Origin of the sequence: Clostridium saccharobutylicum DSM 13864 (assembly GCF_000473995.1) — a bacterium.
In the GTDB taxonomy this organism is placed as follows: Bacteria; Bacillota; Clostridia; order Clostridiales; family Clostridiaceae; genus Clostridium; species Clostridium saccharobutylicum.
The window spans coordinates 1006492-1026660 of sequence record NC_022571.1 but is presented as its reverse complement, the minus strand read 5'-3'; the positions used below and the strand labels follow the sequence as shown (position 1 = coordinate 1026660).

The following is a 20169-nucleotide window of genomic DNA, read 5'->3' as shown; positions in this document are numbered from 1 at the left end:
TTTTATTACTTAGAAGGAATAAGGTATCCTAATATTAAAACACCTTATTATTCCTAAAAATATATTCTTGACATTTTAGTTATTTCTTCCTTCAACATATTTTTTAAATACTGTGGTGAAATAATTTCTGCATCTGCTCCTCAATTCAATATCCATCTAAGCAGACCTTCGTTTACAATTAATTCTCATATGGTTTAGTTCTTATAATTCTAAATACTTTTCTTTAAAACTCAAAAAATCCTCGACAATACTACATTAGTATTGTCAAGGATGTGCTTGGTGGAGGTGAAGCGTGACCTTTAAAATCCACCATTTTTATCAATTATATACTTTCATGCAATCTAAGTGAATGCACTTGTGTTCTTTTTCTAAACAATAGTATTAAATTTATATTTCATTATTCCTATCAAATATAACTTTTCCTGCACAAACCTTAGATTGACCAAACCACATACATTTTGCACAGCTTAAGCATTTGCCAGTATCTTTACTTTCTTTAGCATCATTTGCCCAATTAGGATTTATAAGAGCTCCCCTACCGATGTCAACCATGTCCACATCTCTTTCCCTTACTATTTCTTCTGCAGTTTCCGCTGAATAAATTCCGTTAACTGCAAATACTGGAACTGAAACTTCTTCCTTAATTCTTTCAGCGGCATAAACAGCATTAGAGTATTTATATCCTTCAGGTACATTCATTTCTTGTTCGCTACCAAAACCATAAGAAATGTCAAGGAAGTCTATCCCATTCCTTTCTAATACTTTAGCGTAATGTACTCCATCCTCTATTGTTGGTTCAAATCCTCCAAGACGTATTCCAACAACAAATTCTTTTGGCGTTATTTTTCTAATTCCGTCTAATATTTCTATTACAAATTTTTCAGGATTAGTACCATACTCATCAGTTCTCTTATTTACTCTTTTATTAAAAAACTGACATATTAAATAGCCATGGCATCCATGAAGTTCAACACCATCATATCCTGCTTTATAAGCTCTTCGTGCGGCTTCAATAAAATCATTTTGTATACACTTTATATCTTCTATAGTCATTTCATGTCCAACAACAGTTTTTGTAAGATTTTTATATTCATAGTCACTTGGACATAATGGATTTTCTGATATTCCAACAACTCCTGCATGATGAATTTGAATAAATATTGGGCAGTTTTCTTCATGAACTGCATCAACTATTTTCTTTAGTCCTTCAATTTGATCATCTGCCCATATTCCAAGCTGCTTTTCTGATAATTTCCCATCAATATTTACACATGTAGCTTCTTGAATTATTAATCCCGCACCACCTTGAGCTAACTTTTTATAACGTTCAACATTTTCAGGTATTACAGATCCATCATTGCTGAATCCAACTACCATTGGAGGTATACAAATACGATTCTTCATTTTTACATTTTTAATATTAAATTCACTAAATAACTTTTTCATAATTTAATACTCCTAATTCTTTAATTTATTTACTTTATCAATTTCAAATGACCTATTTTTTATTAGTTCAAAACATTTATTAATCATAATACTGCATCTTATTTCTGTTAATTAACTATATATAACAAATTATAAATTAAAAATCTGTAAATCACAATTTAATTAATCTGTTTTTACAGATTAATTAAATCGCCTTTTACAGATTAACATATTCATACTATTATTACAACATAAAAATGAAAAGACAGTAATAAATAAATTAAAATTATTGGCATAATTTATTTATTACTGTCTTTTTCACTGCTATAATTCGATTTTCATCCATTCTGTTATTTCCTTAATTGCTTTCTCATTTCTTCTAAAATAAGTATATTGACCAATATTTCTTGATTCTACTAGCTCTGCCTCTTCTAATATTGATAAAAATCCTGATATAGTTGACTGACTTAATCCACTTACCTTTCTTATGGCCCCTACACATACACCTTCTTGAAAATCATCCATTATTGATAAATGTATCTGTGGTCCAAAATTTTTTTGTGGATCTTTTAACCATAATAATATATTTAATCTAGTTTCATTTCCTAGCGCTTTAAAAATCTTTACCTTATCCATTTTCTTTTCCTTTCATTCTAGCATCTGTCATTATAACTTTTATATTATCATATATTTTTTATTATATGCAATCTTATATTAAAGCCTTTAGATTTTTTTCATAATTTAATATCCACGAGTAGATTTTTAAATTATTATGTCTTATTCTCCATTTACAATATTATTACTAAAAATACAAAGTGCATTTTTTTGTCCACACTTCTTACTATACTGTAATCATAATAAATATTAATTAACTTTAGGAAGGAAGTGCTTTTATATGGCAATGCAAAACACTGTACAATTATTAGGTAAGATTACTGAAATTCTAAATGATGATAAAACAAAATTTAAATTATCAATAAAAAAAAATGATACTAAGTTTGTTTATCCCGTTATCAAATTATCAAAACAAATGGAATATTTGAAAAATACACTTGAAATTGGTAAAACAATACTCCTTGAGGGAAAGATATTTGTAGAACAAGAGAACTACACTTATATTTGTCCTTGCTGTAATAAATTAAATGAAACTTCTTTTCATAGAACAACTATCTTAGCTACAAAAGCTTTTATTGTTACTACAGAAGATAAAGAACCTTATCTCAATAAGATTCTCCTTATTGGCAGCCTCTGTAGTAACCCACAACTAAAATATATTCCAGGTAAGTTTTCCCAAATTCCTAATGCTAAATATCAAATTGCAACAAAAAGAATTTGTGAAGGTACAGATTTTCCTTGGATTGTTACTTTTGCACGACAAGCTGAGGAAGATATGAAAAGACTTAAGACTTCTTCTCAAGTTATGGTAGATGGAGCTATTTTAACTAGACCCTTTAAAAAGAAATTCCAGTGTGAACACTGCAAAAAGGAACATAATATTGAAGATACTACTACTGAAATCCATGGATTAAAAATTGAATACTTAAACAACTGTAATTTTGATGAATTTGATAATATTCAATCAAAAAGCATATTTCAAAAGCTAAAGGAATTTTTAGCAAATTAGTTGAAACCACAAGCCTGTAATTAGAATAGCTAGGGGACATCCCCTAGCTATTCAATTTCACTATCTATATTTTTATTAAATTATTTTTTTATACCTATTTAATCTTTATCTCAATTTTATTTTTCATACTTTCAGGTCCCATGCACCAAATTTTATCTAATTTAAAAGCAAGTGAGTTAGATTCAACGTAATCAGTTAAATAAAATTTAAAATCTTTACTCTCCCCTGGTACCACAGTAAATTGAGTACCTCCATTTGCTAACTGCTTATGAATATCCATAGCAAATTTATTACCATTTTCATTCATCATATAAATTCCTTCTGGCCAAAAATTTATTTCCTTATCATAATTATTCACAATATTTACATTGACTACTAGATCTTTACCATCAACCTCATAATTACTTAGTTTCGCTACTAGTTTTCCATTAAATGTACTAGCAGATTCATTTGACACTTGAACATTAGATTGTTTTTTATTGTTTGCATCTTCATTAGTAGTTTTTTGATTGCTAGCCACATCTTTTATATTGCTATTATCATTATTAATACTATCATTTGAATTCTTACTTTCTTGCTCTTTATTTGATTTATTATTTACTTCTATATTTGTATTATTTTTATCAGTGCTTAACGTTTTATATATACCAATACTTCCACCTGAAACTAAAATAATACCTACAATAATACTTGCTGCTATTATTATAACTTTATTTTTGCTAATATCTTTTGCTTTCATCGAAGAAGGATTTTTACCATTTTCAACTCTTATTAAGTCTTCTTTCAACTCCTTAATAGACTCATATCTATTATTTTTATTATAATCCATTGCTTTTTCAATTATATAAATTATCCTTTTATCTGTACTTTTCTTAAACCTTTGTTCCTCTGATGTTATAGGATTCTCACATTCACTAATATAATATAATGTAGCACCTAAGGAATAAATATCATTGCCACTTGAACCTATCTCCCCTCTTATTTGTTCTGGAGATGAATAAACATAAGTCCCTGAATATGTACTTGTTAATTTTAATCTGTTATTAACATTACAAGATATTCCAAAATCAATTAATGATAATTTATTATAATTATCTATCAATATATTACTCGGCTTCAAATCATTATAAACTATATTTTTCTCATGCAAATATCCTATTATATCACATAATTGCTTCCCAATATCTATTAATACTTTTAAAGAAGGTGATCCTATTTTATCAATAAATTCTTCTAAATTCATGCCATCTACATATTCCATTACTATATAATACGTTCTATTTTCTGATATGACGTCATAAATATTAGGAATTCCTTTATGTTTTAAAGAAACTAAAATTTTCTTTTCATTTTCAATAATATCTGAATCAACTGTATTGTGCTTAATTTCCTTAATAGCTACATATATTCCTAATCTTTTGTGATAACCTTTAAATACTCTTCCTGAAGTTCCTTCACCTATAAACTCATCTAAAGTTACTGTTTCATCTATAATATCCAAAACTTCAGCCTTTAGCTTATCTATTCCCACTACTATATCTTCTCTCTCCAAAAAACCCAAACAGCTTAATACTTCTCCATATACATCTAAAGCTTCTTCAACTTTATTATAATCTACTAATTCATCAATAGTAGTTTTAGTACTATGCGCCACTACATTTCTATAATACTTAATTTCTTTTAATCTTTTAATTAAATTACTAGGTATTATTTTATCATTTTCTCTTGTCATAATTAACTTGTCTATAATCCCATAATACCTTCCATTCACATCTCGATTAGGAATATTCCCATTTTCATCTTTTAATACATTATCAATTACATATTCCACTAACCCTTGGGCATCTAATATTGTCCTACTATAATAAATAGAATCCTTATTTTTATTAAGCCTCTTATTTAACTCAATCCATTTATTTAACACTGTTTCCTTGTTACTATACTTATTTAAGCTTTTTTCATATGACTCTTTACGCATTAGTTTCTCCCCTAATCTTTATAATATCTTAATGCTTTTTTAACAGCCTCTATTATTTCATCCCTTAATTCCTTTGGCTCTAGCACTATAGCTGAACTTCCAAAGCTTCTTAACCATTGTTTAAAACTATTAATCCCTATAACTTCATCAGAATATATAAAATAATCATCATATTCCTCTATTGTTTTATATATTCGTCTTTGCAAATCCCTTTTTACTTTTTCTTCAACATTAGCTTCTTTTATAAATTTAATCTTTACCTTTACTCTATTACCTGATTCCATTCCCCATACATTAGCTAAATATTTATCAAAATCAATGTTTAGGTTGTCCATAAATCTTTCATTAGTAATATCTGTTTTTATAAATCTTTCCAAGCTATATGTCATAAGATTGTTATTATATTGGCCTAACAAATAAAACTTATTTTCAAATTCATAATATACTAAAGCTAAAGGCTCAATTTTCATTTCATTAACTTCATTTTTATTGTTTCTGTATTTTACATTAATTATTTTTTTCTCATTTATAGCTGAACCTATTAAAGGAATATCCTCTTCATATTCATTTATGCCATATAATTTACTGATGATAACATCTAATTTATTATTAGATGAATTAATTACCATATCAAAAATACTTTTCTCAAATGTATCTAAGCACATAACATAATCATACTCACTACGAACTTTATCAATATAATTTTGTATTCTCCATCCCCCGCCCTCTTCATACGGCTGATACTCAAAATACATTTCAGGATTATTGGAAATCTTATCTAAATTATTTTTAATAATATCTTTCGGCAACTTTGTTATATATTGTAATTCCTCAATGGTACATCCATCTTTATTTCTATTAGCAATAATGGCTATAATATTTAATAAATCTTTATGTTTATCACTACTCATTTAAATTTACTCCATAATTTTCAAGTATTCTTTCATATGTATTTTTCATTATATTCTTTAACTCCATTGGTTCAATCACTCTACATGAATATCCAAATCTTCTTAAATAATTAGCAAAATCATACAATCCACAAATTTGATCTTCATAAATTAATTTTTCTTCTACAACCTTCAATATACTCGTAGTTCTGCTTTTGTTAAGTCTCTGTAATTTATCTTTAATATTAAATATATTATCAAACTCAACCTTTACCTTATATGGAGTTGATAAAGAAGCTTGAAACATTAATTTTACTCTATCAACACATTCTCTATCTCCAAAAAAATAATTATATTCTTCTAGTTCTTGAATCTCAATTATAGTATCAGTGTTTATTAAAATTGTATTACCTTCATTATTGCAAATAATATATAGTCTGTCTTTCTCCCAACTATAATAGAATATACATACTTCTATGGCTAAACACAAAACTCCAATTTGAGATTTAAATTTAATCTTTAATTTTTTATGCTTATAATCATATTTATCAATTTTTTCAAAAAACTCTTTAAAATTATTACGCTCATATTTTCTGCCCAAGCTATAAACAGAATACTCCCATCCCTTAAAATCACATTGTATATCAATCTTTTCTTTTAACTTATTAGCTTGAATAGAAAAAGGAATTGATGTATTATACATATCACATTTATCAATAAAATTAGAAATATCATCATCTGAAATTTTATATAAATTACTAATATTTAATAATAGCCTGTACTTTTTATCTTCTAATTTAATTATTTTTTTATCTTCACATTTTTTTATAGCTCTTAGTAAAGTTTTTTCGCTTACTACCTCTTCATCACAAAATCTATTTCTAATTTGGTTAACTAAGTGCTTTCTATTCAACATACCATTATTAGCACCAACTGTAGTTAAGATTTCTATTTCTCTCATTGCCTCTTTATCTATAACTTTTGCTTGTGCTTCATCTATACTGGCTAATGAATATATTCCCTTCTCACACTTAATATTAAAACCATACTCTTTTAAGTATTTAACATAATTTTTAGCATTTCTTTCTTTAACATTTAACAGAGTTTGTATATCATCTAATTTCAGCTTTCCACTTCTCTTAAATTCTTCCAGAATCTTATTTATATTTCTATCTTTTAAACCCATATATACCTCAAAACCCCATAATTTTTATTCAATTATATCAAATTTAACTTCTAAAAACTACTAATTGCCATATTAATCAAATGTGATTTTACTATCCAAGAAAATCTGCTTCGCAGACTATGCTTTTCTGTATTAACACTTTATTCATATTTAAATCACCTTTACTACTGTTGTAATTACAATACTTCCAAAAGTTATCCACAGATTTGCCTACATTATAATTTTCTAGAAAATAAAAAAAGATACCCTTTCGAGTATCTTTAAAACATTCCATTATTAAAATCATTAAATGAATTTCCCTGCGTCATATCATATCCACCCATTTCAAATGGTGTTACACTTTTCAATGATTCTTCCATAAATTGTTGATCTTGTTGTCTTATAATTTCTTCATTAAATGATCTAAACTGCTCTTCCTGAATTAACCTTGCCTGTTCATTCTGCTTATTATCATAAACTTCATAGTCATATCCATCATACGATTCTGACTTCATTGAAAACTTCTTTAATCCATATACAAGTAACCCCAATCCTATAAATATCATACTTCCAAATGAAAACAACATCAAATACATTATCTTACTCTGCTACTCAAAATATGGACAAACATACCCATATCGAGATTATTACTATTTCAACGTGTTCTGTCTTGCCTATAGCTACTACAGCTTTATATAACACTCCATAGTCGTAAATTCCCCAAATAGCCTTGGGTACATATATAAGAACTTGTTTAATTTAAGCTATCTTATATTTTTTAGCATTAGCTAAATTTATTGAAGCATTTAAATCTCTATCTATAACATTTCCACATTCACATTTATAGATTCTATCTGAAAGTTTTAAATCTTTCTTATATGCTTTACAACACGAACATAGTTTAGATGATGGATACCATCTATCAACTATTCTCACTTCAATATTATTTTGATTCGCCTTTGAAATAAGCTTAGTTCTAAAATCATAAAATTTTTGCTGTGCTACTGCTTTAGCTAAATACTTATTTTTCATCATTCCCTTAACATTTAAATCCTCTATTGCAATAAAGCTTGGTTTTTGCTTTACTAACTCACTTACTGTTTTATTAATATAATCAGTTCTAATGTTTGTAAGTCTTTGATGAATTTTTTGTACATTGACTATTTGTTTTTGGATATTTTGACGAATAGCTTCTCCTTTCTCTTTTTTATTCCTTAACTTTAAACTCTCATATTTCCTTGAAAGTTTTCTTTGTTCTCTCTTTAATTTCTTTTCTGCTTTTTTTACTATTTTAGTTTTATTAATATTCTTTTTAGATATTCCATTATTACAGATTGCAAAATCCTTCAAACCTAAGTCAACACCTATTCCTTCTGAATATGGTTTAGATTTAGATATAATATTTTCTTCTACTAAAATTGATACATAATATCTATCAGCTTTTTGATTTACTGTACCACTTTTAACTACAGAATCAACTGGAATATATCCAAATTCTTTAAGCCTTATCCATCCTAATGTTGGGATTTTTACTCTATGTCTTTCAATAGTCCAGTCTGTTTTATTATTCTTTGGGAAATAGACTTTGACATCTTGATTTTTCTTTTTCTTGAACTTAGGGAAACCACTTTCACCAGTAAAGAACTTCTTAAATGCTTTTTCACCATTCATAATGGCTTGTTTAGTAGCTTTGGAAGATACCGCCTTAATCCATTCTTTATCTTGATTATTAGGAATATATTCATTATTAAGCCATTTAGAAAAATCCATTCCACTAACAAATTTCTTTTCATTCTTATAAACTTCTTTATTATGTGCAATATAAAAGTTATATATAAATCTACTCACACCAATAGTTTGATGAATTTTGGTTATTTGTTCTCCTGTCGGCTTAATTTCAATTTTGTATGCTTTCTTCAATCTCCTTATCCTCCTTAATCTTTTTCTTATACTTTCTCAGACCATATATTCTACAACTAAATACATGAAGTATTGATATTATATCTTGAACTAATTCTTCTTGTGAGGAAAGACTTTCATTATTTACAACTATAATTTTTGTATTAAATTTTCCTATAAATCTTTCAAACCACTCAAATCCAAAACGTATAAACCTATCTTTATGAGTTACCAATATAGAATCAATTTTATTTTCCATACATTCCTCCAATAGTTTATTCCATTTTTTACGATTATAATTAAGTCCACTTCCTATATCTTTTATAACTTCATCTACTATAATACCTTTAGCATTTGCAAAATTCTTCAAAAATTCAATTTGATTAGCTAAATCATCTTTTTGATTATTAGTAGAAGCTCTACTATATATAACTATCTTCCTATCAACATGATTGTCTAACCCTTTAAATTTTAAATATTGGTCATAAGTATAATACCTTCGATTAGTTGGAGTTCGTTTTGCATGAAGTATCCCTTCTCTATCCCAGCGTTGCAATGTTTTTACTGATACATTTAATAATTCAGCAAAATCACTTGGTTTATAATTTGTTATATGTTTCAATATACCCACTCTCCTATGAGTATATATCAACACATTCACACACTTTTTTCTATATTTTTATTAACTAAACACTCTCTCCTTTATTATTAATAGTTATAATTTGTTTTACTTGAGGTATGCAAATAATTTAAATCAGCATTTTGTTTCTTTATACTAGCTGCAGGAAATGTAAAGGTCCATTTAATATATTGGTGTGGTCCTATTGAAGCCCCTTTCATAACACTAAATTCATCACTAGCTATTACTCCTGATTCATTAGATAAAGTAATATTATCTACCCCTATATCATATACAGTACGATTCAATCCATTAGTTACATAAGCATCTAACACCAATGAATCGCCCTCGTAATAAACTCTACCAGGACTTATATTTACACAATTTTCAAGAAAAATTGGTTGTTCACTCATAAAAATATTAGCATTGGATTGTTCTGTTGAATTTGCTTTATTAGTATCAGTATCGTTATTTGTTTTTGATGTTTCATTTTCAGTTTCATTTTTTTTCTGCTCTGAATCTGTATCTTTAACTTCTTCTTCTACTTTTGTTGTTTCTAGTTGCTGTGCAGTTTCTTTTTTGTCTTGTCCGCATCCCATAAGACTAACTAGTAATATTGCAATAATTGATGATAATATTATTTTTCTTTTCATTTTTTTATTCTCCCCTTATTCTTTGGTTAGTGATTATGTATTTATTATACATAAAGCATTGGACATTTTTTTGCACTAAATTAAAATACTTTTTAACATAAATAGTTAAAAACTTACTTCATGATGTATAATCATAAAAATAACCCACGAAAATCTAATATTTAGATTTTCGTGGGTTTCATGGTCGAGGTGAAGCACAACCTTTGAAATCCACCAACTATACTATTCTTTATTTTTATCAATACTTATTTCATTTTCTACTCTTTCTATAACTTTTATTGCTCTACATTCTAATGTAAATTTCTCAATCAAATCCTTCATATTAACCTCTTAAAAAATCTACCAAAACATTGAAACCACACTTTTTAGCATAATATTCAATGTTAGTAAGAATATCTCCCATTTCTTTTGCTTTTATATTATTTTTAACATACACTTCTATCACATAATATCCATCAAGTTCTTTATATTTAAATTCTGATATTTTATCTACTATATTTATATCTAATGTATTTTTAGCATTATTTATTATATTGCTCTTTACTCATTTATCATTAAACCTCACTTTGTAAATGAATTTCTTTTCTAAATTATATCCTACTCTTATAATTTAGACATAGTTTATTTTTTATTTCTCTTTCAAGAATAATTATTTATATGTCAAAATAGTTAATTATTTTTAAATAAAAAATAAAAGACCCACAAAAATTGTTGGTCCTTCTGCAAATTCATTAGAGCTTTTCTATTTGTAAATAATGCTATTTAATTTAACTAGCACAACGAGTTAAATTAAATATATTTTATTTGCACATTATTTCTAATTTTACTAAAGTAATTTCTTTACTCTTATATGATTTGGGTATGATCCATGTTTCACTAAAATCACCCACTACATCAATTTTCTTATTTATTATGTAATCAGTAAGTTTTTTATAATATTTGTATTTATTATAACTGTTATCATCAAATATAATTGAAACATAATAACCTTCAGGTAATATATTATAATTATTAGAATCATATTTATTATCAATATAATATCTAATATCCATATTAACAATCTTATTTTCTACTATGTATTTTTCATATAAAGTTCCAACCCCAAAAATTGAATATACTTCCCTTTGTCTGCTTTCAACATCTAAAATCGCTCTTCTTAAATTTACTTCTTGTTCTTCGATATTATTAGAAACATAATTATAAGAAATGTATCTTCGCTCTTTATTAAATTCTATAAATACCTCATTGTTTTTTGAATTCATAGCATCAGTTATGGTAGTTCTTAACTTTTCCATAGAATTTTTTATTTTTAGTAATTCCGATATTTTTGAATTAAATACATTTATCTGATTTTCTATAATTGACAAAGTGTCTTCTATTGAAGAATCACAATTAATAACATTTTTTATTTCCTGTAATGACATTCCCATTAATTTAGAATTCTTTATAATATCAATAATTACAAATTGATCAATAGAATAATATCTGTACTTACTTTGTTTATCAATAAATGCTGGCTTAAATAATTCTATATCATCATAATATCTTAATGTTTTTATTGGTATATTAAATAATTTTGATATTTCTCCAATAGTAAAATATTTATTCACTTCATCCTCCAAGTTAAAAATAGTTAATCTCAATTACATTATAATATTTTTAGTGTAATTAGTATTTTTATTAGTACTCTGTTTTATTTAACATAATAGCATATGAACCTACTGGAAAGTTGGTCACTTTTCCCATATCATATGATTCATATCCATATATCTTCCCATATGAACGCATTTTATTTAAATCTAAATCCTCAACTACAGTTCCTACTGTTGGTACTACCCTCTCCAGCCAAGTAAACCAATATAAATTTTCTTCTATTTTTAAATAAAAGCATCTATCCGTATCACAAAGTCCTTTTTCTATTCCACTTACACAATGCCATGTATAATAATTTTCATTTAAATATATATGCTCATAAGCATCCTTCGAACTATACTTGAATAATATTCTTTTTCCAATTAAATCACTTGTAAACTTATGTTTCACTGTATCACTACTAAATTTTGTATCTATTGAAGCATGTTCAAACTCTGCTTTAACTGATGTTAATGGTAATCCCTTATCTCCTCTTTCAAACTGGGAAATAGCTACTTCCTCTTTATTAGGCAATTCAGCTATTAATGTTGTAGCGATATTTTTATTTAAATCAATAACTGTAGTAAATGATTTAGTTTCTCCAAATGACCATATAAAATCTATTACATATATTTTTTCTCTTGGCGATACTGCTGTATAAATAGCTGATATTTTTTCTTCCACTTCTCCATTTATATATTTAACTTTTATAGTTTCATTATCTAAAAATTCATAAATCATTTCATATCCGTTTTCATAATTTAGTATTATCTTTCTTCCTACTAATTCACCCGCCTGAGGCAACTTAAATTCACTAAATCCTTGTGATAATTCTTCAACTGTTGGAAAATCTCTTTCTTGTACTTCATTCATAAAACTTATCTCCCTATACTTTGTAATTTTTTTATGGTTAAAATTATAAGAGATACAGTAGGTGGAGTGTCAATAATATTTTTTAAAATAAAAATAAACCCACGAAAATCCCAAAATTAGATTTTCGTTGGTTTCATGGTGGAGACGAAGCGTGACCTTTAAAATTCACTAGACCTCTCTAAAATAAACACTTTCTATCTTACAAGTATGATTTTTTATTTTTGAATCATAACATATTGCAACTAATAGTACATTTTCATGCTCTTTAATAAATTTTTGAAAATACTCTTTTTCCTTCATTTGCTTAATTGCGATATCAACAGTCTCATCTTTCTTAAGTTCAAGAATAAATGGCAAATCTGCTTTTCTCATAGGATGAAATGTAAAATCTGCAAAACCTTTTCCTGTTTTTTCTTCTCTTTCAACCCTATAAGTATCCCTTGCACTCAAATAAGCTAAAGTTACTATGCAGGATAAACTATTTTCATCATTATACTGCAATATAGGTATTTCTGAATTATGAATATCATGTAATATTTGTGCTACTTTTTCAGTTTCTTGTGATACCGTTGCCTTTAACATGCTTCTAGAATTTTTTTATAATTTCTGATACATAACCAAAGGATTCATCTTGAAGAGCTTTCTCAAATTCTCTCATTAGTTCTTTATTGGGTATTTTTAAATATCCATCGTAGTAAGATAAAAATCCTAGAATTATCATAGCTGAATATATTTCTGTTTTAGTTTTAGGTGGTTCTTGACCTGCTCTAAATTCTTCATTTATTATGATATCAACATCATAGCCTGATACCATTTTTATTACATCTTCCCGTACCTCCATAGTATTATATTTTAAATATTCCTTAACTTCATCCATAGCCCCTGTGTTAGTCCAATAGCTTATACATTTTCCATTTTGAAGTGCTTTAACTACAGAACGTGGGTTGTATATTCTATCTCCATCTTCATTTATATATCCATTATACCAGTCACTGATTTCTTTAAAAGAAATCTTACTTTGCTTTTCACATAATTCTTTTACTTCTTCCTCTGTAAAACCAAAATATCTTCCATAAATCATATCATTTAACATTGTATATTCATCAAACATATTCAAAGCTGATGTACTTGAATGTTTTTTTATTGGAAGTACTCCTGTCATATAAGCAAGTGCAACATATGTTCTATCTTTCAAAAGATTTCTTAAAAATTCTAAAAAGTCATTTTGATTATCTTTAAACATTTTATTATTAAAAATATAATCCCATTCATCAATAATGAATATAAATTTATCATTTGTAGCTTCTAACATATCACTTATTGCAAAATATTTTTCTGGGTCAATTTCAGGGTACTTTTCTGCAATATCATTTATAAGTGAAGTTTTTATCATTTCCATATAATGATTATAAGTATTCCCCCTATCTGATAACTTATTAAAAGATATACTTATGACATTATATTTATTTAAATTTTCTAAATAGCTTTCACTATTACTTATTTTAAATTTATCAAAAATTTCCTTACTATTAATTTCTTTTGTATAATAAGCTCCTAGCATGTTAATAATACTTGTTTTTCCAAATCTTCTTGGTCTTGTTATGCATATATATTTGTCAGAAGAGTCTATGAATTCATTTAATTTTTCTATTATTAATGATTTGTCTACCATATATTTTTTTCTGCACAGTTCTTTAAAATTTTCTAGTGGTCTATTTGTATTTAAATATATCGCCATAATACTTCTCCTTTAACAAAACCATTTATATGTTAATATTATATCCCATTTAGAAGAACTATTAAACATAACAAAATTTACTTTACGCAGCATCTTTTATATTTCTTTCTACTACATTGAAATTAAAGCTATTAGCAAATTTCTAAACATTCCCTTTAATTTTATTAATTCACCTAACTTACTTAATATTATATTTATAAGATTCATCTCCCTAACTTTTCTCTAGTTAAATCTTACCTAAATATATTTTTTAATTTCAACTTTTTTCTTACGAAAATTTTAAGTTTTTATTATATTTTTGATTTAATTGAAGTAACAAATAAATATCAAATTTCTCTATAAAATAAAAAGACCCACGAAAATCCAAAATTTAGATTTTTGTAGGTTTCATGGTGAAGGCGAAGCGTGACCTTTAAAATCCACACGGATTATACATTCTTTAATATATGTAAGAATTCCTCAAAATCCATACATTCAGGCATTGCATAATCCCAATCTTGACCAAAGAACATCCCCATTAATAAATATTTCTTTATCATTTCATTATTTTGTTCTAAAATTAAATTGAATACCACTGTTAATTTTATTTGCATAAACTCATATAATTCTTCAATATCATTTTCAGATAATTTACCATCAGCATGCATATCTTCTACTGGTCCATTTCTATATGCATAATGTGTTGTTACTACTGAAAGTTTATGAATAATATCAGGATCATCTAAAAGCTTCTCCGCATTTACATAATTACTAAAAAAATTTTCTTCCATGATCTATGTGTCACCCTTCATTCATATATTATAATAATGATTTTCCCATTATTACATTCCCATCTACCCTCCTAGATATTGGCTTAAACCCCTTATTTATATAATATTTTATAGCTTTTTCTTCATTCTGAACAACTTTATCATCATAAATTCTTGCTGGAATTAAACCTACATAATTAACATAAATATAGTTAAAATAATCTAATATTTCATCAATAAATAAGCTACAATATCCTTGGCATCTATATTCTTTATCTATTTCAATATGATCTAATTCACTTATCTCTTCATTTTCTTTAGCTTTGCTGAATACATATTAATGTTTTCAATTCATTAGATCTTCTTTTATCATTTCCACTTCATCTATTTCAATTTCTGCTGCACTTGCTACTTGTTGAACACTCAAACCCATTCTCAATAAATTTTGTGCTATCTTTATACTCTTCTCATTTGCGCCCTTTTCTTCAGCACATTTAATTCTTGTCAACTGATCTCTAAGTTCTGCTTCTCTTGCCTCATATATCATTCTCGCTTTTTCATCTTTACTTATTATTTGTAATAAACTATATGCCTTTTTTATACTTTCATTTTTCTTAGCAAGCATTTCCATAACCCCCTTTGACTTTCCATCTAAAAATTCCATCCATTGAACTATTGGATCTTCTTCATCCGTTAATATATCCTCATCAAATAATTTAGGTATCTCTAAAAAATGTATTTCAAGTATATCTGTTAATTTGTAACTAGTTTCATCTTCTACCAAATGATAACTTGAATGAATCTTCTTTAAAGGTGTACATTTAAAATCAACTATGTTTATTGTTATGCACTTTTTTAGTTTGTCATAAGTATCACCTGGTTTAACTTGAGCTGTATACATTTTACTCCAATAAAATAGAGTTCTCTCGGGCATAAATTCTGTTGGTAGTACTTGAATTTCTATATCTATCTGTTTTCCGTTTTTAGTTTTTGCTCTAACATCAAGAATTCCTTTTTTATCTTCCTTAAATTCACGAAATAATTCTGTATTTAGTATTTCAATACCTATAAATTCACTCTCTGGCAAATCTAACACTGCACTTAGGAAGGATATTAATAAGTCTTTATTCCTTTCATCTCCGAATAAAAGTTTAAAAACAAAATCTATTTTAGGTGACATTATAAAATTGTCATTATTTTTTTTCTTTGGCATTTAATCACATCCTTTTAGATTTTCACTTTTATCTTCTATGTATAATTATTTTATCAAAATTATTGATCTTATACCATAATTATAATCCAAAACTTTCAGTTCTATAACAGTCGTTACCATATAATATTTAATATAAATTAATATGCAACTCATTCCTTAGTTTTAGTATAATGCATATTTAATGGAACTATCCGTAACAATAAAAAACACGATCACCTGTAAGTAGCTATTCAAGCCACATACAAATGGTCGTGAGTTTCATGGTGGAGGCAAAGCGTGACCTTTAAAATCCACTACAAATATTTATTGGATTTCTATATTATTAATTTTTATATGTTATATTTAAAGCTTCTTCCCCAAACTCACCATTCTCCAATTTTATTACTTCCATGGTGAACAATCAGATACATGTAAATCTCTTCTGTTACTATTCAATGCTTTTTATATATACAAATCCTTCTCAATTCTATCTGAAATTTCGTTTACCATAGATTTTATTTGTTTTTTTAAAAGTTTTATATCGGCGATAATCCTACCATCATTGCATAATAATCCATACTTTTTATTCTTTTTTAGCTAATTCCCGCTCCTGTGGAATGTTATCATTCATAAACTGAGGAAAAAGTAAGTGAGGAGCAAGTGGGATACAATTCATCTCCAATGCAAACCTACAGAAAACACGTGCCTTTTTTACATTAGTATCAATATCTCCTGAATATGGTGAATAAATATATACAAGAGGTTTAAAGACAGAGTTTTTTTCTGCCTTTAAACCTTTAATAATATTAGTAATTGCTGCATAAGGGGTTGGGTCATAATAGCCTTCAGAATTAAATTTATTAACTCCCATACTATTTACCCTCCATTAAATATTTGTTAATAAAATACTGCTGACCTTTTCCTGTAACCTTTGTTGTTTTTGAAATTGTTACATGACCATCAGAATGTGTGATTGCTGTTTCTTTAACTTTAAATAACCCTAATTCCATAGCCATCTGCGTTGGAGCATTATAGTCTGTTCCTCTACGTTTAATAAGGAATCCTTCTTGACGTAAACGTTCAAACAAACGGTTTTGTCCAATATCAAGGCCATTACCTTTGAGAATTTTAGCAAGTTCTCCTATAAGTATTGTTCCATCTGATACCGATACTGAATCAGCAAAAACAACCTTAGGCTTATCCTCAGTTACTTGAACTTTTAGTTGCTCTTTTTCTTCTCTTTCAGCCTTAAGTGCAGTCAATATCTTTATCCATGAATCTGGGTCATTCATAATTTCTTCCATCTTCTGCGTTGTGATATAAGCACCATGCTTACGAATAGAAGGTAAAACTTCATCAAAAACCCATTGCTCAAAACGCTCTGCAGCAGGTAATTTGCTGTGAGTTATAAGACGATAAACATCACCCTCTGGAATAAATATCATTTCAATTGTCTTATCCTTTGACTGTGGATGAGGTACGGTACATTTCATACCATACCTACAATGACGTTCTACTGCCTTATGAGGTTGGTCATAACCAAGAGAATCAGCTATGTCTTTACCACAGAATAATCCCTTGCCATTTTTTTCAATGAATCTAATTACCCCAAACTCTGGATTTTTAAAAATTTGTATTTCGCTCATACGAATACCTCCGTTAAATTTATTGAGGAAATATCCCTCTATCCATAAGCGAAAAACTGAATATAATCGAACCCCTAAATATTAAAAACTTTTTATTCTTTTTGTTCCTTATTCTTTTTTATAAAATTCACATTCATATCCATCAGCATTAAATATCAACCCTTTTGCCCATGATGGAGTTTTACTCATCATCCTGCAAACTTCTTCTACTGAAGATTCTCCTACTGGTACTTCAAGAACCACTTCATCATGAACGTGCATTATAATTTCATATCCTTGGTCAGCTAACCTAAGCATTGCCTCAGCTAAAATATCACGGCTAATTGCTTGTACAATATTTTCTACAAACTTCGGACCATAGCTTTCTATGCGTTCCCACTTTTTTGTTCCACCTACACCTTCATAGGTAATAGACTCACCACCGAACCTGTTCTCTCCAATAAGAGGTTTTACATAGGCAAGCTTTCTGCCACTTGGCAGTTTAATAAAGAGAATAGCACTTTGATGTATAAACTTAATACCATGGCTTGTTGTGATAGTTCTTTCTTTAATACTGGTTTTAACTGTTTTATCAACATCCCACCATAGACGTACAATATTGGGATTAGACTGTCTCCACACATTTACCAAAGGTTGTAATTCTTCTTCGGTAAGCCCCATCTGAATTGCACCCATGGCTTTTAATGCTCCAACTGATCCTCCATAGCCCAAGGCCAATTCTGCTATTTTACCTTTCTGCCTTAAATGTCCGTTAATACCATTTTTCTCAACAGGAACATTAAACATCTGTGATGCAGATGCACAATAGATATCTCCACCACCTGCAAATACATCCATTCGCCAACTCTCTCCTGCAAGCCAAGCTATAACTCTAGCCTCTATTGCAGAAAAATCAGCTACAATAAACCTACATCCACTCTTTGGTACAAAGGCTGTTCTAATTAGTTCTGATAGCACATTTGGAATACTGTCATAGAGTAAATCCAAAGCTGTAAAGTTTCCACACTTCACCAAACTACGAGCCTCTTTTAAATCTGGCAGATGATTTTGAGGCAAGTTCTGCACCTGGATTAGCCTACCTGAATAGCGCCCTGTTCTATTTGCACCATAAAACTGAATTAAACCTCTGGCTCTCTTATCAGTACAAACTACATTTTCCATTGCTGTATATTTCTTTACACTACTTTTTGCAAGTTGCTGCCTTATAGAAAGAGCCTCATATATTTCACCATCTGCATCTTCAAGTAACTCCGAAACCACTGCCTTGGAAAGAGAGTCTGTTTCCATTCCTTGCTCAAGAAGCTAATTCTTTAATTGTGCAGGAGAATTAGGGTTTTCAAGACCTGTTAATTCCTTTGCTTTTGCTATATTTTCTGTTTTAAATTCATCATCACAAGAAATTGCCTGTCCTACAAAATCCATATCAATGGCAATTCCACGATCATTGATTAACTGATCTAAGTGATAATTCTGCCACTCATTTTCTGACACTGGAAATTTAGATAGCTTATTTTGTATTGCAAGTTCTGTTTCTACATCACGCTTGTTATAGGTGATAGACATTTCCCATTTATTGATGTCATGCTTTGGTATATTTCGGATACGTTCTCCATTAGATTTTGTTGGTAAACAAGGAATGCAGAAATATCTAATCAGATTTTTACCTTCTGATAATTTTTGTTTTTCAAGACCTAATACTGCTCCAGCCCCTTCAAGGGATAATGGAAGTCCTAGAGTTGCTGCCCAAACCATAGTACAATGCCATGACTTTGGAGAAAGATAAGTACCTGTTGGTATTCCTAGCCATTTTGATAAACAGATTCTTTCAAACTGTGCATTGAAGGCCCATTTTTCAACTTCATCATCAGTAAGAGCATTTATAATTTCAGCTGAAACTTGTTCACCTCTTGCAATATCAACCACCTGCACCTCTCCTCCATCTACCGAATATCCAAATAGAAGAATTTCAAAATCATCACTTTCTGCATAACGATAAATCCCAGACTTCTGAAGATTTACACTACTATATGTCTCCAAATCCAAAGATATAAATTTCATAAATACCATCCTTTCAAATGTAATAAGG

General features: G+C 28.0%; 17 protein-coding genes and 2 pseudogenes. 1 reads left to right on the top strand and 18 read right to left on the bottom strand.

Going from position 1 to position 20169, the window contains the following annotated elements; all coding sequences use genetic code 11:
* Window positions 1-387: 387 nt before the first annotated feature.
* Both CLSA_RS04570 and CLSA_RS04565 read right to left on the bottom strand, forming a co-directional pair.
* Window positions 388-1446, bottom strand: a complete 1059-nt coding sequence (locus tag CLSA_RS04570; RefSeq protein WP_022744233.1) for an oxidoreductase — start codon at window positions 1444-1446, stop codon at window positions 388-390.
* Window positions 1447-1749: 303 nt separating this feature from the next.
* A complete protein-coding gene (locus tag CLSA_RS04565) occupies window positions 1750-2061 on the bottom strand; it encodes an ArsR/SmtB family transcription factor (RefSeq protein ID WP_022744232.1) in 312 nt (103 codons plus the stop codon).
* A gap of 259 nt (window positions 2062-2320) precedes the next feature.
* On the opposite strand from CLSA_RS04565, the gene CLSA_RS04560 reads away from it, so the two are divergent.
* Window positions 2321-3049, top strand: a complete 729-nt coding sequence (locus CLSA_RS04560) for a single-stranded DNA-binding protein (RefSeq protein WP_022744231.1) — start codon at window positions 2321-2323, stop codon at window positions 3047-3049.
* A 94-nt stretch (window positions 3050-3143) separates the two neighbouring features.
* Here the strand turns inward: CLSA_RS04560 and CLSA_RS04555 are convergent, their stop codons facing one another.
* The 16 genes and pseudogenes from CLSA_RS04555 to CLSA_RS04475 all read right to left on the bottom strand — a co-directional run bounded on the left by CLSA_RS04555 (window position 3144) and on the right by CLSA_RS04475 (window position 20141).
* Complete coding sequence (locus tag CLSA_RS04555; protein WP_022744230.1) at window positions 3144-5027, bottom strand: serine/threonine-protein kinase; 1884 nt, start codon at window positions 5025-5027, stop codon at window positions 3144-3146.
* Between the two features lie 11 nt (window positions 5028-5038).
* Window positions 5039-5938 carry a WYL domain-containing protein gene (locus tag CLSA_RS04550; protein WP_022744229.1) on the bottom strand — a complete coding sequence of 300 codons (900 nt, stop codon included), beginning with the start codon at window positions 5936-5938 and terminating at the stop codon, window positions 5039-5041.
* A complete protein-coding gene (locus tag CLSA_RS04545) occupies window positions 5931-7103 on the bottom strand; it encodes a WYL domain-containing protein (RefSeq protein ID WP_022744228.1) in 1173 nt (390 codons plus the stop codon). The genes CLSA_RS04550 and CLSA_RS04545 overlap by 8 nt, the downstream gene beginning before the upstream one ends.
* Before the next feature lie 260 nt (window positions 7104-7363).
* Complete coding sequence (locus tag CLSA_RS04535) at window positions 7364-7678, bottom strand: hypothetical protein (RefSeq protein ID WP_022744227.1); 315 nt, start codon at window positions 7676-7678, stop codon at window positions 7364-7366.
* Window positions 7679-7841: 163 nt separating this feature from the next.
* Complete coding sequence (locus CLSA_RS04530) at window positions 7842-9002, bottom strand: RNA-guided endonuclease InsQ/TnpB family protein (RefSeq protein ID WP_022744226.1); 1161 nt, start codon at window positions 9000-9002, stop codon at window positions 7842-7844.
* On the bottom strand, window positions 8980-9594 hold the full coding sequence (locus tag CLSA_RS04525) for an IS607 family transposase (RefSeq protein ID WP_077393831.1): 615 nt from the start codon (window positions 9592-9594) through the stop codon (window positions 8980-8982). The genes CLSA_RS04530 and CLSA_RS04525 overlap by 23 nt, the downstream gene beginning before the upstream one ends.
* A 95-nt stretch (window positions 9595-9689) precedes the next feature.
* Window positions 9690-10253 (bottom strand): SLAP domain-containing protein, encoded by a 564-nt coding sequence (locus CLSA_RS04520; RefSeq protein ID WP_022744224.1) that lies wholly within the window; start codon window positions 10251-10253, stop codon window positions 9690-9692.
* 322 nt (window positions 10254-10575) lie between these two features.
* On the bottom strand, window positions 10576-10698 hold the full coding sequence (locus tag CLSA_RS24205; RefSeq protein WP_257788105.1) for a hypothetical protein: 123 nt from the start codon (window positions 10696-10698) through the stop codon (window positions 10576-10578).
* Between the two features lie 355 nt (window positions 10699-11053).
* Window positions 11054-11863 carry a MerR family transcriptional regulator gene (locus CLSA_RS04510; protein ID WP_022744222.1) on the bottom strand — a complete coding sequence of 270 codons (810 nt, stop codon included), beginning with the start codon at window positions 11861-11863 and terminating at the stop codon, window positions 11054-11056.
* Between the two features lie 70 nt (window positions 11864-11933).
* Complete coding sequence (locus tag CLSA_RS04505; RefSeq protein WP_022744221.1) at window positions 11934-12758, bottom strand: molybdenum cofactor biosynthesis F family protein; 825 nt, start codon at window positions 12756-12758, stop codon at window positions 11934-11936.
* Window positions 12759-12926: 168 nt separating this feature from the next.
* Window positions 12927-14496 (bottom strand): annotated as a pseudogene (locus CLSA_RS04500) (AAA family ATPase).
* 428 nt (window positions 14497-14924) lie between these two features.
* Window positions 14925-15266 carry a hypothetical protein gene (locus tag CLSA_RS04495; RefSeq protein ID WP_022744218.1) on the bottom strand — a complete coding sequence of 114 codons (342 nt, stop codon included), beginning with the start codon at window positions 15264-15266 and terminating at the stop codon, window positions 14925-14927.
* A gap of 325 nt (window positions 15267-15591) precedes the next feature.
* Window positions 15592-16458: an Rpn family recombination-promoting nuclease/putative transposase gene (locus CLSA_RS04490; RefSeq protein WP_022744217.1), complete on the bottom strand. Its 867-nt coding sequence runs from the start codon at window positions 16456-16458 to the stop codon at window positions 15592-15594.
* A gap of 562 nt (window positions 16459-17020) precedes the next feature.
* Complete coding sequence (locus CLSA_RS04485) at window positions 17021-17308, bottom strand: DUF7768 domain-containing protein (protein ID WP_022744216.1); 288 nt, start codon at window positions 17306-17308, stop codon at window positions 17021-17023.
* 1 nt (window position 17309) lies between these two features.
* Window positions 17310-18083, bottom strand: a complete 774-nt coding sequence (locus CLSA_RS04480; RefSeq protein WP_022744215.1) for a phage antirepressor — start codon at window positions 18081-18083, stop codon at window positions 17310-17312.
* 108 nt (window positions 18084-18191) lie between these two features.
* Window positions 18192-20141, bottom strand: a pseudogene (locus CLSA_RS04475) (DNA polymerase).
* Window positions 20142-20169: the final 28 nt, after the last annotated feature.